This window comes from Amycolatopsis sp. NPDC005961, assembly GCF_040629235.1.
Taxonomy (GTDB): domain Bacteria; phylum Actinomycetota; class Actinomycetes; order Mycobacteriales; family Pseudonocardiaceae; genus Amycolatopsis; species Amycolatopsis camponoti.
Map to the genome: position 1 here is coordinate 16,154 of NZ_JBEXVF010000063.1, position 24,811 is coordinate 40,964.

Consider the following 24,811-nt stretch of genomic DNA (forward strand, 5'->3'; position numbering starts at 1 on the left):
CAGGCCTTTCTCAGCGGTGGGACAGGGCGTCGGCGCGGTGCCGGCCGTCGAGGTCGCCGCGCGGCGGGGTGGCGGTCCACCGGCAGAGGGTCACGCCGAGGTTCATGCCGCCGCCGAACGCCGCCAGCAGCACGACGTCGCCGACGGACAGGGCGCCCGCGCGATGGGCGGCGTCGAGCGTGATCGGCACGGACGCCGCGCCGGTGTTGGCGAACCGGTCGACGGTCAGGTGCAGGGCGGCGTTCGGCAGGTCGAGCGCCTCGCCCAGCTCGCGCAGCATGACGCCGTTGGCCTGGTGCGGCACCAGGTGGTCGACGGCGGTGGCGGGCAGTCCGCTTTCCCGCAGTGCCTGGGAAATCGCGTCGGGAACGTGGCCGTTGACGAACTCGCGGACCCCGCGGCCGTCCATCCGGAAGAAGTGCTCGCCGTCCAGCACCGACCGCACCGACGCGGGCAGCCGGCTGCCGCCCGCGCGCACGCCGATGAGCCGGTGGGCGTCGCCGTGTCCGCGCAGCCGCGTGCCGATGACGCCCCCTCCCGCCGGTACGGGGCCGAGCACGACCGCCCCCGCACCGTCACCGAACAGGATCGAGGTCCTGCGGTCACGCACGTCCAGGATGCGGGAGTAGATGTCGGCGCCGATCACGAGCGCGCGCCCGCCGTCCCGCACGAGCCCGCGAGCCATCTCCAGCGCGTAGACGAACCCGCTGCAGACGGCGTTGACGTCGACGGCCGAAGCCGAGCGGGCGCCGATGAGGTGCTGGACCAGGCTGGCCGTGGCCGGCTGCGGGTGGTCCGGGGTGGAGGTCGCGACGACGACGTGGTCGACGTCGTCCGGGCTCAGGCCCGCGGCGAGCAGGGCGCGGTCGGCCGCGATCGCCGCGAGGTTGGAGGTGGCCTGCCCGGGTGCGGCGTGCCGGCGTTCGCGGATGCCGGTCTTGCGTTCGATCCACGCCGCGTCGACCCCGGCCGCCGGGGCGATCTCGGCGTTGGGGACGACGCGGTCGGGCAGGTAGGAGCCGGTACTGAGAATGCCGATGTCGGTCATGTCCGCGGTGTCTTCCTCTGGGGTCAGCGCAGGGCCCACAGGCCCGGCAGGCGATCGGTTGCGGACTCGGGCACGAACTTCACCGAGTCCACGAGGTCGGCGGCCAGCGCGCTCGCCGCCTCGGGGGTGTCGGCACCGACGACGACCAGGCCGACGCGGTCGCCGGACCGGGTCAGCGGCTTGATTTCGTCGCCGGGCCCGACACCGAGTTCCGCGTGCAGGACGGCCGGGTGCGCGAGAACGTCTTCCCAGCCCTCGACGGCGGCGATCCGGCCCGGCGGCGGCGTGAAGTACCGGACGGCGGCACCGCGGCTCGGTTCGAGCGGGACGTCGGTGCGCGGGCGGCCGAGCAGGTCGTCGAAGACCAGCCCGTACAGCTCGAGGCCGGGGATGGCGTGGGCGAGCATGCGGTGGATCCAGTCGCCGCCGAACCGGCCGTGCACCTCGCCGAGCACGACCCCGGCGGGGGTGAGCCACAGCTCGACGTGGAAGCCGCCGGCCCGCAGCCCGAGCGTCTTCAGCGCGCCCGTCACCTGCTCTTCGATCTCCTGCCGCCGGGCGTCCGGCAGCGGCGCGGGCAGCACGTGGCCGGTCTCGACGAAGAACGGTGGCGGCACCTTCTCCTTGGCGGTGACGGCGAGGATCTTCGGCACGCCACCGAGGAAGACGCCTTCGACGCTGAACTCCGGGCCCTCGACGAACTGCTCGACGAGGAACGGCTTCGCGTCCGGCAGCAGCGCGATCGCCGCGGGCAGCCGCGCGGGCTCGGTCACCAGGCTCACGCCGGTGCTGCCCATGGCGTCGCGCGGTTTCACGATCCACGGCCCGGCGTACTCGCCCAGGAACGCCGCCGCCTCGGCTTCGTCCGCGCACAGCCGGACGACCGGCTGCGGGAACCCGGCGGCGGCCAGTGCTTCCCGGCAGGCGTCCTTGGTCCGGACGCGGTGCACGGCATCGGGCGGGTTCCCCGCGACGCCGAGCGCTTCCGCCGTCTCGGCGACGGCGACCTGGGCCAGCTCCTGCAGCGCGTAGACGGCGTCGAAACGCTCGCCCCGCTCCCGGGCCCAGGCCGCGGACTCGCCGGGCCTGAGGACGTCCACAGTGGTCGTTTCGGTCGCCTTCGCGACCACGTCCCTGGTCGCGGCGAGCACCTCGGCGGTGTTGGTGACGTGCACGCGGAGGCCACGGGCCGCAGCCTGGGCGAGCGCCTCCGCGGCCATGTCGAGGCTGAAGGACAACGGCCGGGCACCGCCGACGAACAACAGAGTGGGTGCGTCAGACATCGGAGTCTCCTAACGGGTTCAGGGTGACGAGGACCTGGTCGGCGGTGACGCCGTCGTTCAGCGCGCAGGACAGCCGGTCGACGGTGCCGTCGAAGGGCGCGACGATGCGGTTCTCCATCTTCATCGCCTCGACGACCACCAGCAGCTCCCCCGCTTCGACCCGCGCGCCGGGCTCGCAGGCCACGCCGACCACGACCCCGGGCATCGGTGTGCGCACCGCGCCGTCGGAGGCGTCGCCGCCGCCTTCGGCGAACGTCCGGCGGGCCAGCGCGACGCGGTGGCCGTCGAGGACGATCTCGTAGCCGTCCGCGGTCGGCAAACCCGTCCAGCGGGTGGTCCCCACGGTGCCGCGGAAGAGCCCGCCGAGTACCGGTTCGGCGGACACGGTGAAGCGACGGCCGCCGGCCTCGACGTGCAGCCCGGCGCGGTCGCGGGCCACCAGCCGGGCCTCGTGGTCGCGGCCGTCGCGGCGCAGGACGATCCGCCCGAGCGGCGCGTCCGGGTCGAGGGCGGCGCGGTCGAACGCCCCGACGGTCCCGGTCCACGGCGACGCCGCGGCCGCCCGGCCCGGGACCGCCATCGCCGCCGCGCACGCGAGCGCTCGCGCGTCACGGTCGTGCGGAGCGGGCCGGGCGGTGAAGTCGTCGACGAGGTGGGTGTCCACCCGGCCCTCGGCGACCCGGGGTTCGGCCAGCAGCTCGCCGAGGAAGCCGAGGTTCGTGGTCAGGCCGACGAGCGTGGTTCCGGCGATCGCCGTGCGCAGGCGGGCGAGCGCCGCGGGCCGGTCCGCTCCGGTGGCCACCAGCTTGGCGACCATCGGGTCGTAGAACCCGGGCACGGCGCCGGACTCGTCGAACGCGGCCTCGACGCGGACGTCCCGGGGCCACCGGACGGCCTCGGCGTGCCCCGGCGCCGGCCGGAAGCCGTGCTCGGGGTCCTCGGCGTAGACGCGGCACTCGATCGCGTGCCCGGTGTCGCGGATTCGCCACTGCGGCAGCGGGAGCGGTTCGCCGTCGGCGACGCGCAGCTGCCACTCGACGAGGTCGAGCCCGGTGATCTCCTCGGTGACCGGGTGCTCCACCTGCAGGCGGGTGTTGACCTCCAGGAAGAAGAACCGGCCGTCGCCGTCGAGGATGAACTCGAACGTCCCCGCGCCGACGTAGCCCAGCGCGGACGCGCCGCGCACCGCCGCGGCCAGCAGGGCGTGGCGGGTGGTCGACGGCAGGTGCGGTGCCGGTGCCTCCTCGACGATCTTCTGGTGCCGTCGCTGCAGCGAGCACTCGCGTTCGAAGAGGTGGACGACGTTCCCGTGCCGGTCACCGAAGACCTGCACCTCGATGTGCCGCGGCGCGGCGACGTACCGCTCGGCCAGCAGCCGGCCGTCGCCGAACCCGCCCCGCCCGAGCCGGACGGCTTCCGCCACGGCGTCGGGCAGCTCGCTTTCGGCGTGGACCACGCGCATGCCCTTGCCACCGCCCCCGGCGACCGGCTTGAGGATCACCGGGTAGCCGATCCGGCGCGCGTCGGCGAGCAGGACGTCCGCCGACTCCGTCGCGTGCTCGGAGCCCGGCAGCACCGGGACCCCGGCGGCGGCCATCAGCTCCCGGGCCCGGGCCTTGTCCCCCATCGCCGCGATCGTGGCCGCGTCCGGTCCGATGTAGACGAGCCCGGCTTCGGTGACGCGGGCGGCGAACTCCGGGTTTTCGGACAGGAAGCCGTAGCCGGGGTGGACGGCGTCGCAGTCGGTCCGCAGCGCCGCGTCGATCACGGCCTCGATGTCGAGGTAGCTCTCGCGGGCCGGCGCAGGTCCGATGTGGACGGTCTCGACGGCGTCCTCGAGGTGGGCCGCCCCGGCGTCGGCGGTGGAGTGCACCGCGACGTGGTCGACGCCGAGCCGGCGGCAGGTGCGCGCGATCCGGCGGGCGATCTCCCCGCGGTTGGCGATGAGCACACGTTTCGGCATCGTCCCTCACATCCTGAAGACCCCGAAGCGGGTTTCCCGCTTCGGCGCGTCGGCGGCCATGGCCAGGCACAGCGCCAGCCAGTCGCGGGTCTCGACCGGGTCCACCACGGCGTCGACCCACAGCCGGGCCGCGTAGTACAGCGGCTGCGCCTGCCGTTCGTAGGAGGCGAGGATCGGCTCCCGGATCTCCGCCTCCTCCTCGGGCGTCAGCTCGCGGCCCTCCTTGGCCAGCTGGTCGCCACGGATGAGCGTCATCACCTTCGCCGTCTGCTCCGCACCGACCACAGTGGACCGGGCGCTCGGCCACATCGCCATCAGCTGCGAACCCATGGACCGGCCGCACATGGCGAAGTTGCCCGCGCCGTAGCTTCCGCCGATCACCAGGCTGAACTTCGGCACCTTCGCGCACGACACGGCGTTGACGAGCTTGGCGCCGTGCTTGGTGATGCCGCCGGCCTCGTACTCGGCGCCGACCATGAACCCGTTGATGTTGTGCAGGAACAGCAGCGGGATGTCCCGCTGCGCGCACACCTCGATGAAGTTCGCGGCCTTCTGCGCGCTCTCGGAGAACAGGACTCCGTCGTTGATCAGCACACCGACCGGGTAGCCGCCGACGTGCCCGGTCCCGCAGACGATCGTCGGGCCGAAGCGGGCGCGGTACTCGGTGAACTCGCTCTCGTCGAGCAGCCGCGCGAGGATCTCCCGCGCCGGGATGTGCTCCTTCAGGCCGGCGCTCACGACGCCGGGCAGCTCGGCGGGGTCGTACTTCGGCGGACGCGGTGTCCTGGCCGGCGGTGACAGCCGTGGCCGGGAGCTGCGGGCCGCCAGGTCACGCAGGATCTGGAGAGCGTGGTCGTCGGTCTCGGCGAGGTGGTCGGCGACCCCGGTGACGCGGGTGTGCAGATCGGCGCCGCCGAGCGTTTCCGCGTCGACGACCTCGCCGGTGGCCGCGCGCACCAGCTGCGGGCCCCCGAGGAACACCGTGCCGGTGCCCCGGACCATCACCGTCTCGTCGCACATCGCCGGGATGTACGCGCCACCCGCGGTGCAGGAGCCCAGCACGCCGGCCAGCTGCGGCAGCCCCTCGGCGGACATCTCCGCGATGTTGCGGAAGATGCGCCCGAGGTGGTCCTCGTCGGGGAACAGATCTTCCTGCAAGGGCAGGAAGACACCGCCCGAGTCGACCAGGTAGATGCAGCCCAGGCCGTTCTCCCTGGCGATCTTCTGGCCGCGCAGGTGCTTGCGGACGCCGAGCGGGAAGTACGTCCCGCCCTTCACGGTGGCGTCGTTGGCGAAGACCATGAACGGCCGTCCGGCGACGATCCCGACCCCGGTGACCAGCGCGGCCGACGGCACCGGCTCGTCGTAGACGTCGTGGGCGGCGAGCTGGCCGACCTCCAGCAACGGCGTCCCCGGGTCGAGCAACCGGGCGACGCGCTGACGGGCGGTCAGCTTGCCGCGCGCGGCGTGCTTGCGGTGGGCCTTTTCGGTGCCCCCGGCGAGCGCGGCGGCCCGGGCCCGGGCGATGACCTCGCGGTTGACCTCGAAGTCCTCGGCGTTGCGACGGAAGCCCTCCGACGCGACGTCGATGTGCGAACGCAGCGCCGTCACGCCTCCCCCAGCGAACCCAGCAGGCCGGCGAACCGCTCGATCTCGGCCGTGGTCATGCTGGCGCGCAGCATGATCCGCAGGCCCGCCTTGCCGCGGCCGATGATCGGGAAGAAGATCGGCGAGACGTAGAAACCGTTGCGGAACAGGTCTTGCGCGAGCCGGACGGTCGCGTCCTCCGACCCGACCCGCACGAACCGGATCGGCAGCCCGTCGCCGCGTTCGCCGGTCTCCACCAGGCGGTCGAAGAGCGCGATGTTGTCCTGCAGCCGCTGCTGCAACGCGGTCAGCTCGTCGGTGCGGTGCAGCTCCGCGGACGCGAGCAGGCCACCGAGGCCCGCGGTGTTGATCCGCTGCGACCACATCAGCGGGCCACCGTTGCGCTGCGCGGTGTCCAGCCGCCACTGGGATCCCCGCTTGCCGAGGAAGATCGCGCCGCCGGACGCGCCGAAGCCCTTGTTGAGCGAGGTGATGATGATCGTGCGGTCGTTGATCTGGCCCAGCTCCTCCAGCACGACGCCGCGGCCGCGGTGGCCGACCGTCGAGATGCCGTGCGCCTCGTCGAACACGAGGAACAGGCCGTACTTGTCCTGCAGGGCCAGGAGTTCCTTGACCGGCGCCTGTCCCCCGGTGCTGTAGACGCCGTCGGCGACGTAGGCGACCCGCTTGTGCCGCTTGCACAGCTCCTCGAGCGCCTCGACGTCGTTGTGCGGCACGACCGCGACCTCGGTTTCGTCGGCGACGCTCGGCTTCATCGCGTTGAGGCAGAAGTGGGCGTTCTTGTCGAACACCATCAGCGGCGGCTCGCCGTCGGTGAAGATTCCGGAGGCGACCAGCGGCAGGGCCGCCCACGCGGCTGCGGCACACGAGTTGAGCGTCACGGCTTCAACGTCGAACAGCTCCGAGAGCGCTGCCTCGGCGTCCCTGAGCGCCCCGAAGCGGACCCGCATCCGGGAGGTCGACGTGTTGAGCGCGCCTTCGGCGAGGACGGCGTCGGCGGCGGCTCGCACCAGCTTCGGGTGCGTGTCGAGGCCGAGGTAGGAGTAGGAGGACATGTTGACGAACTCGTGGCCGTCGTCGAGCGCGCGGTGACGGCCGTCGCCGAGGCCGGCCACGACGACGTCGAACAGCCCGGCCTTGTCGGTGACGTCCCAGAAGTCGTCGCTGATCCGGGCGGACTTCTTGATGTTCAGGAACGAGTGCACGGTTTCTCCTCGGTTCAGTACGTGTGGAAGCCGCGGCCGGTCTTGCGGCCGAGGTGGCCGGCTTCGACCAGCCGGGACAGCGACGGCGGGGCGGCGTAGAGGGGCTGCTTGAACTCCTCGTGCAGCGCGGCCGCGATGGCGGCGACGACGTCGAGGCCGATGAGGTCGGCCAGCTTCAGCGGGCCCATCGGGTGCGCGCAGCCCAGTTCCATGGCGCGGTCGACGTCCTCGGCCGGGCAGTACCCGGTGTCGACCATGCGGATCGCCGCGAGCAGGTACGGGATCAGCAGGGCGTTGACGACGAAGCCGCTCTGGTCGGCGACGGTGATCGGCTGCCGGTCCAGCGTGTGTTCGGCGAACGCGGTCACGCGCTCGGTCACGGCCGCCGCGGTCGGCAGGGCGGGGACGACCTCGACGAGCTTCAGCGCGGTGACGGGGTTGAAGAAGTGCAGGCCCAGCACGCGTTCCGGCCGGCCGGTCGCGGCGGCGAGCCGAGTGATCGCGATCGCCGAGGTCGTGCTGGCGAGGATCGTGTCGTCGCCGGCGATCTTGTCCAGGGTGGCGAAGAGGCCGAGCTTGAGCTGCTCGTCCTCCGGGATCGCCTCGATGACCAGCTGCCGGTCGCCGAGGTCGGCCAGGTCCGTGCCGACGCTGATCCGGGCCAGTGCCGCGTCGCGTTCCCCGGCCGTGAGCTTGCCCTTTTCGACGCGGCGGCTCAGCGACGCCGCGATCCGCGCCGGGGCCGACACCAGGGACGACTCCCGGGACACCGCCAGCCGGACGTCGAGTCCCCTGGTCGCGCAGAGCTCCGCGATCCCGGCGCCCATCGTGCCCGAGCCGACCACGCCGACCCGGGTGATTCCGTTCGCACCCACTTGCTTTCCCCGCATTCTGCCGAGCCGCCGCATTCGGGGCGGCGCGTGAAGGAGCTGTCCTGTTCAGAACGAAATGCCCGATCGTTCTCACGAAAGGGCCTGATCCGGCCGCGCCGGAACCAGTCCACGCCGATGTCCGGCCGCGGTTCGCCCGCACCGAATTCAGCCGTGGTTCCCCAGTGCCCCGGTTCACTTCACCCCAGCCGTGGCGTTCGCCAGTCTGCCCATGCCGGACGCCGCGGCGCTATGGGGGTGACTCCCCCAAGTTTTTCGCCGGCTTCGCGAATTCCTCACGAACAGGCGAATCCTGCCTGTTCAGCTCCTCGGCGCCAGTGGCCTGAACCTTTCCCTGCGCTCTTGGTCACGCCGCCGGCGTGGGACGCGGGCCGCCCGGTGCGTGTCAACCTCCGAACGGACCATTCGCCGGGATCGCCCTTCCTCCCGCCCGAGCGGGAAACCTGGGGGAACCTGCCCCACCACCCACCGAAAGGCCGGCGGGTATCGCCGCGGTGAATTCCAGCATTCGGTCCCGGTTGGCGTTGTCCGGGTGGTCGTGTATCCCATAACGGGGGGCCGGATACCTGGGGGAACCATTCGATGCGTGAATACGATTATTCCGATGATCATGCCTTTTTCCCGGCATGCTGATCCGCTCGCCGGAGCTGGTCGGCCGGGACGAGGAGCTGCGGGAGCTGACCACGGCCTTCGACGACGCGCTGGCCGGGCGCGGCGGCGCCGTCTTCCTCGCCGGGGAAAGCGGGATCGGCAAGTCCCGGCTGGCCCGTGAGGTGGCGGCACGGGCGGCCGGCCGGGGCGCGCGGGTGCTGCGCGGGCAGGGCAGCTCGGTCGGGCCGGTGGTGCCGTTCCGGCCGCTGGCCGAAGCGCTGTTCTCCCTGACCCGGGACACCGAGCCGGTCGACGTCGGCGAGCTCGGGCCCTACCTGCCGGCGCTGGGTGTGCTCGTGCCCGACTGGCGCGGGGTCCCGGACGACGACCCGGCACCGCCGCTGCTGGTCGTCGCCGAGGCGGTGCTGCGGCTGCTGGCCGTGGTCGGCCGGGCCGGCGGCTGCGTGCTGGTCCTCGACGACCTGCACGACACCGACGCCGAAACGCTGTTCGTGCTGGAGTACCTGGTCAACAACCTGGAGTCCGTGCGCGTGCTGCTGATCGGCACGCTCCGCGCCGACCCGTCCGCCGCCCGGGACATCGCCCGGTCCGCCGCGCGCCGAGGCGTCTGCGCCCTGCGCACGCTGCCGCGGCTCGGCCCCGCCGCGGTGCACGACGTCGTCGCGGCGTGCCTCGGGACGGACCGCGCGCGGGTCCCGGCCGAGACGGCCGCCCACCTGTGGCAGCTCAGCACCGGGATCCCGTTCCTCGTCGAAGAACTGCTGCACGAGCTGGTCCACGACCGGCTGCTGACCGAGCACCCCGGCGGCTGGCAGCTGGCGGACACCGGGACCGTGCCCGCGGCGCTGGCCGGCAGCGTCGCCACCCGGATGGCCCGGCTCGGGTCCGAAGGAGCCGGCCTGCTGGCCGTCGCGGCGGTCCTCGGCCGGCGGTTCGCCGCGCCGGTGGTGCAACGGGCCGCCGGGGCCGACGACCGCACGGTCGCGGTGTTCCTCGACGCGGCGGCCGACGCGCAGCTCGTCGAGCCGGACCCGGCGGCGCTCGGCTGGTACGTCTTCGGCCACCCGCTGACGGCCGAAGCGGTGCTCACGCAGCTGAGCCCGACGCGGCGCGCGGAGCTCGCCCGGCTGGCCGCCGACGCCATCGAGCTCCTGTACCTCGGCCTGCCCGGTGACTGGTGCGCCCGGGTCGCCGAGCTGCGGCAGCTCGCGGGCGACCGGGCCACGGCCGGCCGGCTGTTCGCCACCGCCGGGCAACGAGCGCTGGAGACGGCGGCGACCGGCACGGCGATCGCGCTGCTCGATCGCGCCGACGCCCTGCTGACCGACAGCCCGGACCTGCCGTTGCGCGGCACCGTCCTGGAGTCGCTGGTCCATGCCCTCGGCGAGACCGGACAGGTCGACCGCGCGTTCTCGCTGACGGCCCGGTTCTCCGAGATCGGGCTGTTCGACCGGGCCGTCGCGCTGCACGCGCGGCTGGCCTGGGCCGCCTGCCTGGCCGGCCGGATCGACGACGGGCTCGCCCAGGTGACGGCGGTGCGCGCCCGCCACGGCATCCCGGATCGCCGGCCCGCGGCACCCGGCGACCACGAGCCGGCCGGCCCGGACCGGCACGGCGCGGTGGCCGTCGCCCGGCACACCCGCGGTGGCACCGCTTCCGACCGGCACCGCGCGGCGATCGACGCCGTGCAGGCCCTGCTGCTCCTCGAACTCCCGGGCCGGGCCACCGAAGCCGGGCGGCTCGCCGCCGTCGCGCTGGACCAGGCCGAGCGGCACGACGATCCGGTCGCCGTCTGCCAGGCGTTGCTGGTGCTGGGAGTTCTGGCGTGTGAACCGGATCCGGCGCGAGCACGCGGGTATCTCGAACGGGCCCGGCAGCTGACCGAAGCGCGCCGGATGCCGCTCTGGCGCACGCACGTCCTGCTGCGGCTCGGCGAGCTCTCCGCGCTGACCGACGGCGACACCGGCGGCCTCGTGCCGGTTCGCCGGCAGGCCGAGGACAGCGGCGCGGTCGTCGCGGCCCATTCGGCCGAGGTGGCGGTCGTCCTGCACGGGCTGGTGCTGGGGGGTGACTACCGGGCGGCGGCCCAGCGGCTCGCGGAGGTGACGACGGCCGCCGCGCACCTCCCGTCCGTCGTCCGGCGGACCCACGCGGTCCGTGCCGTCCTCGCCGCCCACCAGGCGGACCGGACGGCCATGGCGGAAGCCATCGGCGCGTTGCGCTCCGCCGGCGGCGACCACCCGGACCTCGCCCTGTGCCAGGGCCTGGCCCAGGCGTTCTGCGCGTTGCTGGAGGAAGACCGCGACCGCGCCCGGCGCGACCTGAAGCTCGTCCGCACCCACGACACCGGCGGCTCACCGCTGTCCGGGCAGCACGGGCTCGCGATCCTGCTCGACGTCCTCGCCGGGGAGGAGGAGCCGGACACCGCACCCGCGAGCCGGCTGCGCTGGAACCGCCAGTTCACCGCGCTGGCCCGGGCGGTCGCGCGCGGCCGCCGGGGTGATGCCGCCGGGGCGGGAGCCGCGGTGCGGGAAGCGCAGGAGGCGGCGCGCCCCTACCCGATGGCCGGCCACCTCGGCGCCCGGCTCGTGGCCGAGGCCGCCCTCGCCGACGGGTGGGGTGACCCCGTCCCGTGGCTGAGGGCGGCCGAGGAGTACTTCCACGATGCCGCCGTCCCGGCGACCGCCGGGGCGTGCCGCGCTCTGCTGCGGCGAGCCGGGGAGTCCGTCCGCCAGCGACGGCCGGGCCTCCACCGGCTCCCCCGCGAGCTGCGCGACGCCGGCGTGACGGTGCGCGAGTACGACGTGTTCCGCCTCCTCGCGCACCGGCTCGGCAACACCGACATCGCCCGGCGCCTGCTGATTTCCCCCAAGACGGTGGAGAAGCACGTCGCCAGCCTGATGACGAAGACGAAGCTGCGCGACCGCGTGACGCTGTTCGACTACGCCGCGACGATCAGCCGCTGAGGGCCCCGCTCACTTGCGGGGCAGTCCCCGCGGGTTGACCTCGGAGGCCGGCAGTGCTTCCGACCCTAGATTCCAGCGTTTGAGCACCTCGGCGTACTGGCCGTTCTTGATCACCGTGTCCAGCGCCCGCTGCAGGGACGTCACCAGGCCGTCGTCCTTCTTGGTCATGGCCGCGATGTCCGCCGGGATCGTGCCACCGCCGGACACCGTGCCGACGATCTTCGTCTTGCCCTCGACGGCCACGTGGTAGGCCGAGGTCGGGTTGGGGCCGACGTAGGCGTCGATCCGGCCGGACTGCAGCGCCAGGTAGTAGTCCGAAGTCGCCTGGTAGTACTGGAACTTCACCGGGGCCAGGCCGGCCGTCTTGTTCTGCTGGTCCCACCGCAGCAGGATCTGCTCCTGGTTCGTCCCGGCACCGACGCCGACGGTCAGCCCCGCGATGTCCTTCGCGTCCTTCACCACGACGTTCTTCTCGTTCTTGACCTCGAACGCGATGGTGTCCTTGCGGTAGGTCGCGAAGTCGTACTTGTCCTTGCGCTCCTCGGTCACCGTGATGTTCGAGAAGCCGACGTCGAACTGCCGGTTCTCCACCGACAGGAACAAGTTCTCCCACGACGAGGCCCGCAGTTCGAGCTTCAGGCCGAGCACGTCGGCGACCAGCTGCGCGAGGTCGGGCTCGACGCCGATGACCGTCTTGTCGTCGTCCGCCCGGAACGACAGCGGCGGGGTGCCGTTGCCGGTGGTCCCGACGACGAGCGTGCCGCGGGCGCGGATGCCGGCGGGCACGAGCGCGGCGATCGCGTCGACCTTCTGCGCCCGGACGCGGTTCTGGTTCGCGGTGATGTTCACCCCGCCCGGCTGGTCCGCGGGCGCGGTGGTCGCGGCTTCCGGGCTGCCGCACGCGGCGAGCGCGAACACCGAAGCGAGCAGGAGCGTTCTCAGTTTCATCATTCTCCTCAAAGGACTTTGTCGACGAACGCCCGGGTGCGGGCGTGCCGGGGGTTGTCCAGCACTTCGGCGGGCGGGCCCTGTTCGACCACCCGCCCTTCGTCGAGGAACACGACGGTGTCGGCGACCTCGCGGGCGAAGCCCAGCTCGTGGGTGACGACGACCATCGTCGTCCCCGCCCGGGCCAGGTCCCGGATCACGGCCAGGACCTCACCGACCAGCTCGGGGTCCAGCGCCGAGGTGGGTTCGTCGAAGAGCAGGACGTCCGGCGCCAGCGCCAGTGCCCGCGCGATCGCGACCCGCTGCTGCTGTCCCCCGGACAGCCGTCGCGGGTATTCGGACACCTTGTCCTCGAGCCCGACCCTGGCGAGCAGCTCGCGTGCCTCGGTCTCGACTTCACCACGCGGACGGCGCTGGGCGGAGATCGGTGCCTCGACGACGTTTTCCAGCACGGTCAGGTGCCCGAACAGGTTGAAGTTCTGGAAGACGAACCCGATCTTCGTACGCTGCTTAAGGATTTCGCGTTCCTTGAGCTCGTGCAGGCGATCGCCCGCGCGCCGGTAGCCCATCAGCTCGCCGCCGACGCTGATGAAGCCGCGGTCGGCGCGTTCGAGGTGGTTGATCAGCCGCAGCAGCGTCGACTTCCCCGAGCCGGACGGTCCCAGGAGGACGGTGACCTCTCCCCGCCGCACCTGGAGGTCGACGCCGTCGAGGACGGTCAGCGCACCGAAGCTCTTGTGGACCCGCCGGACGTCCACCATGTATTCCGCGGTCATCGCCGCCTCCCGGCGCCGCGCAAGCGCTGCAACGGTGTCGGTGGCAGCGTGCGCTGGGTGCCGCGGCCGAAGTGGCGTTCGACGTAGTACTGGGCGATCGACAGCACCGTGGTCAGCGCGAGGTACCAGGCGGTGGCCACGAGCAGCAGCGGGATCACCCGGCCGCTGCGCGTGTAGATCACCTGGACCTGGTAGAAGAGCTCGGGCAGCGCCATCACGTAGACCTGCGACGTCGCCTTCAGCAGGCCCACGATCTCGTTGGCCGCGGTCGGCACGATCGTCCGCATCGCCTGGGGCAGCACGATCCTGCGGAACTGCCGGCCGGCCGGGATGCCGAGCGCCGCCGCGGCTTCGCGCTGCCCGGCGTCCACCGCCAGGAACCCGGCGCGCACGATCTCCGCCGCGTAGGCGCCTTGGTGCAGGGCGAGCCCGAGGCCGGCGGCGAGGAACGGCGGGATGAGGCTCATCGTGCCGACCGACACGAACGACGGCCCGAACGGGACGCCGAAGGAGATCTCGTTGTACAGGATCGCGAGGTTGTACCAGAACAGCAGCTGCAGAATGAGCGGGACCGACCGGAAGATCCAGGTGTAGGTCCAGCTGACCGCGCGAAGCAGCGGATTCCGGGAAATCCGCATCAACGCCAGCACCGTGCCCAGCAGGAATCCGGCGACCACGCCGAACAACGTCAGCTCCAGTGTCAGCGCGACCGCTTCCAAGATCGATTTCTGGAAGACGAACCGGGCGAACGTCGGCCAGTCGAACGCCTTGTTGGTCACCAGCGCGTGCCCCGCCATCGCGACGAGGACGGCCACGACGCCGGCGGCCACCCAGGTCATCGGGTGCCGCGCGGGCACGATCTCGAGCGACTCTTCCGGCGCGGCGGCGGCCGCCGGCCGGGTCCCGAGGTCGCTGGTCATCTCGTCCCCACGGAGACCGGGAGCGCTTTGGAGAACCGCAGGCGCGTGGCCGGAACCGCATCGACGTCGAAGTGCGGCGTGTACCCGGTGGCCAGGTAGAGTCCGCGTGCCTCCGGCTGGTTCGGGCCGGTCGTCAGGTGGATCCGGGTGTACCCGCGGTCGGTGGCCTCGGCCTCCAGCTCGGCGACGACACGACGGGCGAGCCCGCGGCCCCGGTGTGCGCGGTGGGTCCAGATCCGCTTGAGCTCGGCGGTTTCGTCGTCGTACCGCTGGAAGGCACCACCCGCGACGGCCTGGCCGCCGTCGACGAGCAGCAGCAGCCCGCCTTCCGGGGGCGCGAACCGCGCCGCGGGGTATTCGCGGAGTTCGAAGTGAACATCGGTGAGAACGCGGTGGTAGCGCGTCGAATATTCGCGGGCCAGGTCGGCGAGCAATGGCCGGACCCGCGGATCAGACTGGGCGACCCAGACGGATTCGGGCATGAGGGTACCTGCTCCGGAAAGAACGGGGAAAGAAAAGCGTCCGGGACGCTTTCCGCTGACGCCACAAACCTTAGGAACCCGGACCGGGCCGGTCAACGAGACGTCGCGGGGTTCCAGATCCTGGACCTCGGCTCGGCACGAGGCGCCGGGAGGTACGCGTCGGCGGTAAGACTTCCGGGACGCCACCGCCCGGCGCTACCCCCACGAACGCACGACCTCGCGCGAGACGACCAGGGCCGCGCTCAGCGCAGCTGCCGCCAGGCTTCGCGGCGCCGGCGCTGGGCGTCGGGATCCGCGACCGGTGCCGCCGACAGCAGGCGGCGGGTGTACGGGTGGGCCGGGGCGGTCAGCACCTCCTTCGCCGGGCCTTGCTCGACCACGTGGCCGCGGTGCATCACCGCGACCCGGCCGGCGAGCTGCTCGACCACCGCGAGGTCGTGGCTGATGAACAAGCACGCGAACCCGAACTCCCGCTGCAGCTCGCGCAGCAGGTCGAGGATCCGGGCCTGGATGGTGACGTCGAGCGCGCTCGTCGGCTCGTCGGCGACGAGCAGGTCCGGGCGCAGGGCCAGCGCCCGGGCGATGCAGGCGCGCTGGCGCTGGCCGCCCGACAGCTCGTGCGGGTAGCGGCCCCCCAGTGACGGCGACAGCTGCACCGACTCCAGGAGCCCGCCGACCCGGCTGTCCACTTCGGACGGCCGGACCGCCCGGTGCAGCCGCAGCGGGGTCGCGACGCTCTCCCCCACCGTCGTGCGCGGGTTGAGCGAGGACAACGGGTCCTGGAACACGACACCGATGCGCCGCCGAAGTGCCTTCGCCGCCCGCCCGCGCACGCGCGTGATGGCCGCGTCGCCGATGTGCACCGACCCCGCCGTGGGGGCGAGCAAGCCGGTGACCGCGCGGGCCACGGTGCTCTTGCCGGACCCGGACTCCCCGACGAGGCCGAGGATCTCCCCCGGCTCGACGTGCAGGCTCACGCCGTCCGCGGCGTGGACGGCGTGCGCCCGGAACCGGCCGCGGTAGGTGACCGAAAGGTTCTCGACCCGCAGCAGCGGCGCCTCCGCCGGGACGTCCGGTACCGAGCCGGTCGCCGGGTGCGCCACCGCGGCCACGTGCCCCGGGGACACCTCGACGTCGGCGGCGAGGGCCCGTTCCAGCCCGGTCGTGGCGGCCGCGCTCAGCGAGACCACCGAACCGAGCAGCCGGCGCGTGTAGTCCTCGGCGGGTGCGGCGAACACGGTCCGGACGTCGTCCTGCTCGACGACGCGGCCGTCGTGCATCACCACCACGCGGTCGGCGAGGTCGGCGACCACGCCCATGTCGTGCGTGATCAGCAGGATCGCCGTGCCCAGCCGCGCCCGCAGGTCCCGCAGCAGCTCGAGGATCTCCGCCTGCACGGTGACGTCCAGCGCGGTGGTCGGCTCGTCGGCGATCAGCAGCTTCGGCTCGTTCGCGACCGCCATCGCGATCACCACGCGCTGCAGCTGCCCGCCGGACAGCTCGTGCGGGTAGGACCGGAACCGCTCACGCGGGTCCGGCAGCCCGACCAGGCCGAGCAGCTCGATCGCCCGCTCCCGGGCGGCGGCGGCCGCGAGCGTCCGGTGCGTGCGGATGGTCTCGACGAGCTGGTCGCCGATGGTGAACACGGGGTTCAGCGCGCTCATCGGCTCCTGGAACACCATGCCGACGTCGCCGCCGCGGACCGCCCGCAGCTCGGCGGGGGTCATCGCGTAGAGGTCCCGCCCGGCCAGCTCCGCGCGCCCGGACACCTTCGCCGTGGGCGGGAGCAGGCCGAGCAGGGACATCGCGGTGACCGTCTTGCCGGAGCCGGACTCCCCGACCACCGCGACGACTTCGCCCGCGCGGACCTCGTAGCCGACCCCGCGGACGGCTTCGACGTCCCCGAACGAGACCGTCACGTCGTGCAGCCGCAGGAGCCCGGCTCCGGTCACTGGACGATCCCCAGCTTGCGGTAGTCGACGTAGGCCGGGAACCGCCCGATCTGGACGTCACCGACCTGCGACCCGTGCAGGAACGAGTTGCGCGTGTAGATCAGCGGCACGACCGGCGAGTCGGCGAGGATCTTCTTGTCCAGCGCCGCCCACTTCCTGCCCGCCTCGGCCGGGTCCACAGTGGCCTGTGCCTCCCCGATCAGCCTGTCGACCTCGGGGTTGCTGTAGCGGGACTCGTTGTACCCGCCGTTGCCGATCTCGGTGGACTGGAACAGCGGCTGGATGTTCGCGTTGGCCGACGGGATGTCCGGCTGCCACGAGGTGAGCGTCAGGTCGAAGTCCGACAGGCCCTTGGTGTCCACTTCGGACGTGTAGGTGTCCTCGTCGAGCGGCTTGATCGTGACCTTGATGTTCGCCCGGGCCAGCGAAGCCTGGATCGCCGCCGCCTTCTCCGGGAAGCCCCGCTCGTTGTGGGTGGCCAGGACCAGGCCGTCGAGCCCGTTCGGGAAGCCCGCCTCGGCCAGCAGCTGCTTGGCCTTCGCGACGTCGCCGGAGGGCGGCGCCGGGTACAGGTCGTACTGCTCGCGGCCCTGCAGGCCGGGCGTGATCAGCGTGGTGGCGACGTCACCGGCCAGCTGGGCGCTGCCCGCGCTGGCCACCTGGAACGCGGCCTTGTCGACGGCGTACTGGAAGGCCTGGCGCACCTTGGGGTTGGTCAGGTTTCCGCGCTGGGTGTTCAGCGAAAGGTAGGCCAGCGCCCCGGATTCCGACGTCACCAGCCGCGACTTCGCCGAGGCGTTGCCCTGGATCTGCGCCAGCTGGGCGGGCGAGGCGAACGACATGCCGAACGCGGTGCGGTCGGCACCGCTGTCGTCGACCAGGCGCTTGGAGATGACGCTCGTGTCCTGGCCGAGCTGGAACTCGATGGTGTCCGGGTTGGCGAGGCGCGTCTTGTCCTCGTCCCGGCTCCAGTTGGGGTTGCGCACGAGCTTCGCCGACTTGCCGCGCTCGTAGCTCTGCAGCTGGTACGGGCCGGACGCGACCGGGTGGTCGTTGTAGTTCGCCTCGGCGCCCTTGCCCTTGGGCACCGGCGAGAACGCCGGGGTGCTGGCGACCCAGTTGAAGTCACCGTAGGCGCGGGCGAGGTGGAAGACGATCGTCTGGGGGTCGGGCGTCTGGATCGTGTCCAGCTCCTTGCCGCCGTCGAACGGGCCCTTGTACGCGAGGCCCGGCGAGAGGAGGTCCTTGTGGTAGGCCAGGCCGCCGGAGAACGCGGGCGCGAACGAGCGCTCCAGGCCCCACTTCACGTCCGCGCTCGTGATCGGCGTGCCGTCGGCGTACTCGAGGTTGTCCTTGAGCGTGAACGTCCACGTCTTGCCGCCGTCGGTGGGCTTCCCGGTGTCGGTGGCCAGGTCCGGCACGATCGTGGTGTCCTTGCCCGGCGCGACGTCCCACGACGTCAGCCGCCGGTGGATCAGGCCCAGGGTGGTGACGACGAGGTTCGAGCTCTTCGCCGGGTCCCAGGTGATCGACGGCGCGTCGTTGAGCAGGACGAGGTTCCCGCCCGGCTTGACGGCACCGCCCGACCCGGCCGGTGTGTCGTTGGCCCCGCACGCCGTCAGCAGCGTGACGGCGGCCAGCACCCCCGCGGCGAACCGCAGCTGTTTCATCGTTTCCCCTTCAGACGAGGCGCGCACGCGGATCGAGCGCGCCGTAGCAGAGATCGACCAGGAAGTTGAGCAGCGTGACCAACAGCGCCGAGAACAGCGTCACGCCCAGCAGCACCGGCAGGTTGAGCGACGCGATCGCGTCGACGAGCAGCCGGCCCACCCCGGCCATGCCGAAGATCCGCTCGGTGATCACCGTGCCGGCCAGCAGGCCGCCGAGATCGACGCCGAACACGGTGATCACCGGCAGCAGGACGTTGCGCAAGGCGTGGCGCCCCACCACCTTCCGCTCGGTGAGGCCCTTGGCCCGCGCGGTGCGGATGTAGTCCTCGCCGAGGGTTTCCAGCATCTGGCCGCGGGTCAGCCGCGCGTAGATCGCCGCGTGCAGGAACGCCAGGACGAACCACGGCAGCACCAGGTGCCACGCCCACTGCGCGGGATCTTCGGTCAGCGGCACGTACCCGTTCTTCGGGACGACGTCGAGGGCGAACGCGAAGATCGTGATCCCGATCATCCCGGCCAGGTACGCGGGCATGGACACCCCGGCCATCGCGGCGGCCATGGTGATCCGGTCGACGGCCGTGCCGCGGCGCAGCGCGGAGAGCACGCCGAGCCCGACGCCGGCGACGATCCAGATCGCGGCCGCGCCCAGCGCGACCGAGAAGCTGACGCCGACGCGGTCGCCGATTTCGCTCAGCACGTCGACGTTGTTCTGGAAGTCGTAGCCGAAACACGGTGCGGCGCAGTGGATCGCGGCCGTGCCGGTGCCGAACGTGCGACCGCCGAAGATCCCGCCGAGGAAGTCGAAGAACTGCTGGTACCACGGCACGTCGTAGCCCATGAACTCCCGCGCCAGCGCGAGGCTCTCCGGCGAGCACGGGCGGCCGCAGGCCATCCGCGCCGGGTCGGCGGGCAGGACGTAGAAGACCACGAACGTCACGAAGGCGACCACGAGCAGGACCAGCAGCATCCCGGCGAAGCGGGTGCCGACGAAGCGGGCGGTGCGCATCAGGCGGCACCCCCGGACCGCGGGTCGAGCGCGTCGCGGATCGCGTCGCCGACGACGTTGAAGGCCAGGGTGACCAGGAACAGCAACGCCCCGGGGAAGACCAGGTACATCGGGTCCGTCTCGAAGAAGTCGATGGCCGCGCTGATCGTGCGGCCCCAGCTGGGTGTCGGCGGCAGGACGCCGACACCGAGGAACGACAGCGCGGCCTCGCTGCCGATCATGGACGGGATGGACAGGCTGGCCACGACGATGATCGGCGCCCACAGGTTCGGCAGCAGCTCCTTGGTGAAGACGTGCCAGGGGCCACCGCCGATGACCCGGGCGGCGGCGACGAAGTCGCGCTTGGCCAGCGTCAGGGCCTGCGCCCGCACGATGCGGGCGACGCGCGGCCAGCCGAAGAGCCCGAGGACGACGATCAGCGTGACCTGCCGCGGGAAGTCCACCGGCAGCACCGCGCCGAGCGCGATCATGAAGATCAGGTAGGGGAACCCGAGAATGACGTCGGCGGTCCAGGTGACCACCCGGTCCCACCAGCCGCCGAGGTAGCCGGCGCTGACGCCGATCACGACGCCGAGCGCGGTGGCCAGCACGGTGGCACCGAGCCCGACCAGCAGGGACGTCCGGGCGCCCTGGGCGACGAGCGCGAAGAGGTCGACACCGGTCAGCGGCTCGACGCCGAACCAGTGCGCGCCGCTCACCCCGCCGAGCGTTCCCGCGGGCAGGCCGGCCGGGCCCAGCGTGTGGATGTCCGGGGTGAGGCTCTGCCCCTCCACGAGCACGAAGAGGTCGGCTCCGGCGGCGAGGAGCACGATCAGAACGGCCAGCAGCGCGCACAGCGACGTCCACCGCCCGGACCGGACGGCGCGCCAGACGGCGGCGGGCAGCGAGCGCGCCGCGAGTGGCGGGAGGGAGGGGGCGGACACAGCACCTCAAGGTTCAGCCGATCGAGTGACGATCGGACCTTAGGGAGTTTTTCCGGTGATTCCTCCACCGTCCCATCATGTGGGCGGCAAGTCACGGCCCTCTTGCCGGAAATGGCCCGGAATAGGGACGATGATCCGGTTTCACCGACGCTGTTTCCACGTTTTGGACGCTAGGGTAGGCCCGTTCACCCCGGACGCCATCAGGTCAGGCCGCGGCGAGGGCCATGATCCGGCGGATGCGCTCGCGCAGCAGTGCGTGCGTCCGGTCGTGGTGGTTGCGGGGGTGCCAGGCCATGCCGATCACCACGTCCGGCAACACCACGGGGATCGGGAACGTCCGCAGTCCCAGCGTGTCCAGCATCGAGCGGCCCAGCCTGGGGGGCGTGACGCAGACGACGTCGGTTTCGCGCGCCAGGTAGAGCGCGCCCGCGAAGCTCGGCAGCACGGCGATCACCCGGCGGCTCAGGCCCAGCTCGGCGAGGCGCTCGTCGATCGGGCCGTGCGCCCGGCCCCGGCGCGAGACGGCGATGTGGTCGGCCGCGGCGAACCTCCTCGGCGTCACGGTCTTCACCTTCGCCAGCGGGTGCTCCGGCCGGATCGCGCCGACCAGCGTCTCGGTGACGAGCGTTTCCGAGCGGATCTCCGGGTCACCCGGGCGCAGCGTCCCGATTTCCAGGTCCACGAGGCCTTCGCGCAGCGCCGGGGTGTCCTCGAGGTTTTCCGGCCGCAGCCGCAGGGAGATCCCCGGCGCCTGGCCGCGCAGGTCGTCGATGAGGGACGGGATGAACGTCGTGGACAACATGTCGGTGACCTGCAGGTCGAACGTGCGCACCGCCGTGCGCGGGTCGGCGGCGGTCGACGGGGTGAACAGCGCGCGGGCGCGGGCGGCGACCGCGTGCACCTCACCGCGCAGCTCCAGCGCCCGGGGCGTCGGCACGAGATCGCGCCCGGCCCGGACGAGCAGCGGATCGTCGAACGCGCGCCGCAGCCGGGCGAGCGTGCGGCTCATCGCGGGTGCGGAGGTGTGCAGGCGCGCCGCCGCCTTCGTCACGCTGCTCTCGGTGAGCAGCGCGTCCAGCGCCTCGATGAGGTTCAGATCGTGGTCCACCCACCGATTATCACACGCGGAATGAGTCCGTACCAACGTTGCACTGGAGTTAACCGGCTGGCGTCCCTAGCGTCGAGTCCAGACGACGAAGGAGGACGCCGATGCGAGCTGTGGTGGCCGGTGGCGGGATCGTGGGGCTGACGAGCGGTCTCGCCTTGCGCCGCAAGGGAATCGACGTGGTGGTGTACGAGCGGGCGCCGGAGATCCGCGCGGCCGGGGCGGGCCTGGGGCTGTGGGCCAACGCGCTGGCCGTGTTCGACGACCTCGGCGTCGGCGAACAGGTGCGCGCGATCGGCAAGCCCGGTGAGATGTACTTCCACGACACGGCCGGGCGGCTGCTCGAGACCCCGGAGTTCGGGGTCGAGGACCACCGGTTCCTGCTGGTGCACCGGGCGAAGCTCACCGACCTGCTCGCGGACGCCGTCGGCCGCGACAACATCCGCCTCGCCACCGGGTTCGCCGCGTATGACGAGCACCCGGACCACGTCACCGTCCGGTTGGCCGACGGCGGCGAGGACACCGCCGACGTGCTCGTCGGGGCGGACGGCGCGCACTCGGCGGTCCGCGCGCAGCTGGTGCCGGGGAAGCCGGCGCAAGAGCACATCGGGCACCACGCCTGGCGCGCGGTGCTTCCGGATCCGGGTCTCGGCCTGACCGGGAACCGGATCGTCCTGGGCGGCGACCGCTGCCGCGGCGGATACGTGCGCACCTACGACGGCGGCGTCTACTGGCTGGTGAACCAGTTCGGCGCGAAGGAGCCGACCGGCACCCTCAAGGAGCAGGCGCTGGCCCGGGCCCGGCACCTCTACGAGGGCGAGCACGGCGGGGTCCTCACCGAGCTCATCCGCGCCACGCCCGAGGACCTGATCCTGCACAACCGGATCATGCTCGTGCCGCCGTTGCCGCACTGGGCTTCCGGGCGCGTCGTGCTCGTCGGGGACGCGGCCCACGCGATGTCGCCGCACATCACCGCCGGTGCGACGCTGGGCATCGAGGACGCCGCGCTGCTCGGCCGCCTGCTCGCCCCGGCCGGGGACGTGCCCGCGGCGCTGGCCGCCTACGAAGCGGACCGGATTCCCCGGTACGCCCACGTCGCCGAGCTTTCGGCGGCGGTGGAGCACGCCCCCACGCCGCAGGAGTTCGCGCGGCACTACGCCGCGTTCAGCCACTGGATGCTCACCTCGGCCGCCGGGAACCCGGTGACGGCATGAGCTTCACGGTGGAGGTGGACGTGCCGGTGCCGATGCGCGACGGCGTCGCGCTCGCCACCAACGTGTGGCTCCCGGAGGCGCCCGGACCGTTTCCCGCGTTGCTGGTCCGCACGCCCTACGGCAAGGACGACGCCGGGCTGTACGGCAATCCGAAGCTCCCGGACGTGTTCGCCCTCGTCGAAGCGGGTTACGCCGTGGTGGCGCAGGACGTCCGGGGCACCTCCCGCTCCCCCGGGACGTTCGTGCCGCACACCCACGAAGGCCCGGACAGCCTCGACACCCTCGCCTGGCTGGCCGCGCAGCCGTGGTGCGACGGCGCGGTCGGCATGTGGGGCGGGTCGTACATGGGGTTCAGCCAGTGGCAGGCCGCACCGCACGGCGTCGCGGCCCTGCGGGCGATCGCGCCGGTGATGACCTCGGCCGACCCGTACGCGGCACCGTGGCGCTCCCCCGGCGGCGCGCTGTCCCAGGACGCGGTCCTGACCTGGGGCACGCTCTCGGCGCTGCGCAACCTGCGTCGTGGACTCGACGACGGGAACGGTGATCCCGCCGACGCCGCCGCGCTGCTGGCCACCCTCACCGAACCGCGGTCGCCGCGGCTCGCCGCCCCCGCGGCGGTGACCCGCTCCCTGCCCTGGCTCGGTCACGTGCTCGACCACCCGGACCGCGATGCCTTCTGGCGGGAGGTCGCCGCGATCGACCACTGCGACCGCATCACCGTTCCCGCGCTCCACATCGGAGGGTGGTACGACGTGTTCGTCCACGAAACCGTGCGGTCGTACACGATGATGCGCCGCCACGGTGGCAGCGCCGCCGCGCGCGACGGCCAGCGCCTGATCATCGGCCCCTGGTCCCACGCCGACGGCACCGACCTCGGCACCTACCCCGACCGGTCGTTCGGGCTCGCCGGCAGCATCAAGGCCGCCGGTGTCACCGAAGCCCACCTGCGGTTCTTCGACCGCTGGGTCCGCGGCCGCACCGAAGCTCCCGACGACTCCCCCCGGGTCCGGATCTTCGTCATGGGCGTCGACCGCTGGCGGGACGAGCCGGACTGGCCGCTGCCGGGCACCCGCTACACCGGCTTCTTCCTCGACGGCGGCGGCCGGGCCAACACGGCCGCCGGCGACGGCGTCCTGACCCGCGCCTCCCCGGCCGGGGAGGCGACGGACACCTTCCGCTACGACCCGCGCGATCCGGTGCCCAGCCTGGGCGGCACCGTGCTCGCCGCCACGCCGGGCACCTACCCCGGACCGGCCGACCAGTCCGCGGCCGAAGCGCGCGAGGACGTCTTGTGCTTCACGACTCCCGTGCTCGACCGCCCCGTCGAGGTCACCGGCCACATCACGCTGGTGCTGCACATCCGTTCGTCCACACCGGACACCGACTTCACCGGCAAGCTCGTCGACGTGCACCCCGACGGCCGGGCGATCCTGCTGTGCGAAGGCATCCAGCGCGTCCGCTACCGCGAGTCGCTCACCGAACCCGCGCTCCTGGCGCCGGGCACGGACGCCGAGCTCACCCTCGACCTGGGCGTCACCGCGAACGTCTTCCGGCCCGGGCACCGCATCCGGCTCGAGGTCTCGAGCAGCAGCTTTCCCCGCTACGACCGCAACACCAACACCGGCGCGACGATCGCCACCGACGGCGAGGACGTCGTGGCGGTCGCCGTCAACCACGTCCACCACGGGCCGGCCCACCCCAGCCGGCTGATCCTCCCGGTGATCGACCGCCCATCCGAGGAGTCACGAGCATGAGCGCACTGCAGGATCTTCGCGACCGCGCGGCCATCGCCGACGTCGTCGCCGGGCTCGCCCACGCCCAGGACGACCGGGACTGGCTCGCCCTGCGGCGGCTGTTCGCCGAAGAGGTGACGCTGGATCTGTCGACCCACTACCACGGCCGGCCACCGACGACCGTGAGCGCCGCGGACCTGGTCGAGCTGGCCCGCGCGACCCTGGAGGGTTTCGACTGCACCCACCACGCCGCCACCGACCTCGTCGTGCGGCGGTCCGGCGACTCCGGCGGCGAGGTCACCTGCCGCGCGCACATGGTCGCCTACCACCACGTCCCCGCCGATCCCGGCGTCGTCGACCACTGCACGATGCGCGGCTACTGGGAGCTGAAGCTGCGCAAGCTCGACGGCCAGTGGCTCATCGGGCACTGGGCCGTGGTGCGCACCGCGCCGTGGGAAGGCTCTCCGGACGTCTACGCGCTCGCCGCCGCCCGTCACGCTTGACCGT

General features: G+C 72.5%; 19 protein-coding genes. 4 read left to right on the forward strand and 15 right to left on the reverse strand.

Features of this window, described 5'->3' with window-relative positions; translation table 11 throughout:
- Positions 1 to 10: 10 nt before the first annotated feature.
- Genes ABZ342_RS38120 through ABZ342_RS38145 form a run of 6 tightly spaced genes read right to left on the reverse strand, consistent with a single transcriptional unit; the run spans position 11 to position 7,982 of the window.
- Positions 11 to 1,048, reverse strand: a complete 1,038-nt coding sequence (locus ABZ342_RS38120; protein WP_360483757.1) for a ketoacyl-ACP synthase III — start codon at positions 1,046 to 1,048, stop codon at positions 11 to 13.
- A 23-nt stretch (positions 1,049 to 1,071) separates the two neighbouring features.
- Complete coding sequence (locus ABZ342_RS38125) at positions 1,072 to 2,331, reverse strand: ATP-grasp domain-containing protein (RefSeq protein WP_360483760.1); 1,260 nt, start codon at positions 2,329 to 2,331, stop codon at positions 1,072 to 1,074.
- Positions 2,324 to 4,294 (reverse strand): biotin carboxylase N-terminal domain-containing protein, encoded by a 1,971-nt coding sequence (locus ABZ342_RS38130; protein WP_360483763.1) that lies wholly within the window; start codon positions 4,292 to 4,294, stop codon positions 2,324 to 2,326. Before ABZ342_RS38130 ends, ABZ342_RS38125 begins: the two co-directional genes overlap by 8 nt.
- Positions 4,295 to 4,300: 6 nt before the next feature.
- On the reverse strand, positions 4,301 to 5,905 hold the full coding sequence (locus tag ABZ342_RS38135; protein WP_360483766.1) for a carboxyl transferase domain-containing protein: 1,605 nt from the start codon (positions 5,903 to 5,905) through the stop codon (positions 4,301 to 4,303).
- Positions 5,902 to 7,107, reverse strand: a complete 1,206-nt coding sequence (locus ABZ342_RS38140; protein WP_360483769.1) for an aminotransferase class I/II-fold pyridoxal phosphate-dependent enzyme — start codon at positions 7,105 to 7,107, stop codon at positions 5,902 to 5,904. Before ABZ342_RS38140 ends, ABZ342_RS38135 begins: the two co-directional genes overlap by 4 nt.
- 14 nt (positions 7,108 to 7,121) lie before the next feature.
- Positions 7,122 to 7,982 carry a 3-hydroxybutyryl-CoA dehydrogenase gene (locus ABZ342_RS38145; protein ID WP_360483772.1) on the reverse strand — a complete coding sequence of 287 codons (861 nt, stop codon included), beginning with the start codon at positions 7,980 to 7,982 and terminating at the stop codon, positions 7,122 to 7,124.
- A 641-nt stretch (positions 7,983 to 8,623) separates the two neighbouring features.
- On the opposite strand from ABZ342_RS38145, the gene ABZ342_RS38150 reads away from it, so the two are divergent.
- On the forward strand, positions 8,624 to 11,575 hold the full coding sequence (locus ABZ342_RS38150) for an AAA family ATPase (protein ID WP_360483775.1): 2,952 nt from the start codon (positions 8,624 to 8,626) through the stop codon (positions 11,573 to 11,575).
- A 9-nt stretch (positions 11,576 to 11,584) separates the two neighbouring features.
- Here the strand turns inward: ABZ342_RS38150 and ABZ342_RS38155 are convergent, their stop codons facing one another.
- The 9 genes from ABZ342_RS38155 to ABZ342_RS38195 form a co-directional block, all read right to left on the reverse strand.
- Complete coding sequence (locus ABZ342_RS38155; RefSeq protein WP_360483778.1) at positions 11,585 to 12,523, reverse strand: ABC transporter substrate-binding protein; 939 nt, start codon at positions 12,521 to 12,523, stop codon at positions 11,585 to 11,587.
- A gap of 8 nt (positions 12,524 to 12,531) precedes the next feature.
- Positions 12,532 to 13,299, reverse strand: coding sequence for an amino acid ABC transporter ATP-binding protein (locus tag ABZ342_RS38160; RefSeq protein ID WP_360483781.1), 768 nt, complete (start codon positions 13,297 to 13,299; stop codon positions 12,532 to 12,534).
- Positions 13,296 to 14,219, reverse strand: coding sequence for an amino acid ABC transporter permease (locus ABZ342_RS38165; RefSeq protein ID WP_155546878.1), 924 nt, complete (start codon positions 14,217 to 14,219; stop codon positions 13,296 to 13,298). Before ABZ342_RS38165 ends, ABZ342_RS38160 begins: the two co-directional genes overlap by 4 nt.
- On the reverse strand, positions 14,216 to 14,701 hold the full coding sequence (locus ABZ342_RS38170) for a GNAT family N-acetyltransferase (protein WP_155546877.1): 486 nt from the start codon (positions 14,699 to 14,701) through the stop codon (positions 14,216 to 14,218). Before ABZ342_RS38170 ends, ABZ342_RS38165 begins: the two co-directional genes overlap by 4 nt.
- 242 nt (positions 14,702 to 14,943) lie before the next feature.
- On the reverse strand, positions 14,944 to 16,653 hold the full coding sequence (locus ABZ342_RS38175; protein ID WP_360483785.1) for an ABC transporter ATP-binding protein: 1,710 nt from the start codon (positions 16,651 to 16,653) through the stop codon (positions 14,944 to 14,946).
- Positions 16,650 to 18,323 carry an ABC transporter substrate-binding protein gene (locus ABZ342_RS38180; protein ID WP_360483788.1) on the reverse strand — a complete coding sequence of 558 codons (1,674 nt, stop codon included), beginning with the start codon at positions 18,321 to 18,323 and terminating at the stop codon, positions 16,650 to 16,652. Before ABZ342_RS38180 ends, ABZ342_RS38175 begins: the two co-directional genes overlap by 4 nt.
- Positions 18,324 to 18,333: 10 nt before the next feature.
- Entirely contained in the window at positions 18,334 to 19,329 is a 996-nt protein-coding gene (locus tag ABZ342_RS38185; protein ID WP_155546874.1) for an ABC transporter permease, read from the reverse strand.
- Entirely contained in the window at positions 19,329 to 20,252 is a 924-nt protein-coding gene (locus tag ABZ342_RS38190) for an ABC transporter permease (protein WP_155546873.1), read from the reverse strand. Before ABZ342_RS38190 ends, ABZ342_RS38185 begins: the two co-directional genes overlap by 1 nt.
- 205 nt (positions 20,253 to 20,457) lie before the next feature.
- On the reverse strand, positions 20,458 to 21,360 hold the full coding sequence (locus tag ABZ342_RS38195) for a LysR family transcriptional regulator (RefSeq protein ID WP_360483792.1): 903 nt from the start codon (positions 21,358 to 21,360) through the stop codon (positions 20,458 to 20,460).
- A 101-nt stretch (positions 21,361 to 21,461) separates the two neighbouring features.
- Here ABZ342_RS38195 and ABZ342_RS38200 point away from each other — a divergent pair, with 101 nt between their 5' ends.
- From ABZ342_RS38200 to ABZ342_RS38210, 3 genes are read left to right on the forward strand one after another with little or no spacing between them, the layout of a single operon-like run.
- A complete protein-coding gene (locus ABZ342_RS38200; protein WP_360483795.1) occupies positions 21,462 to 22,571 on the forward strand; it encodes an FAD-dependent monooxygenase in 1,110 nt (369 codons plus the stop codon).
- Positions 22,568 to 24,325 (forward strand): CocE/NonD family hydrolase, encoded by a 1,758-nt coding sequence (locus tag ABZ342_RS38205; protein ID WP_360483798.1) that lies wholly within the window; start codon positions 22,568 to 22,570, stop codon positions 24,323 to 24,325. The genes ABZ342_RS38200 and ABZ342_RS38205 overlap by 4 nt, the downstream gene beginning before the upstream one ends.
- Positions 24,322 to 24,807, forward strand: coding sequence for a nuclear transport factor 2 family protein (locus ABZ342_RS38210; protein WP_360483801.1), 486 nt, complete (start codon positions 24,322 to 24,324; stop codon positions 24,805 to 24,807). The genes ABZ342_RS38205 and ABZ342_RS38210 overlap by 4 nt, the downstream gene beginning before the upstream one ends.
- Positions 24,808 to 24,811 lie beyond the last annotated feature (4 nt).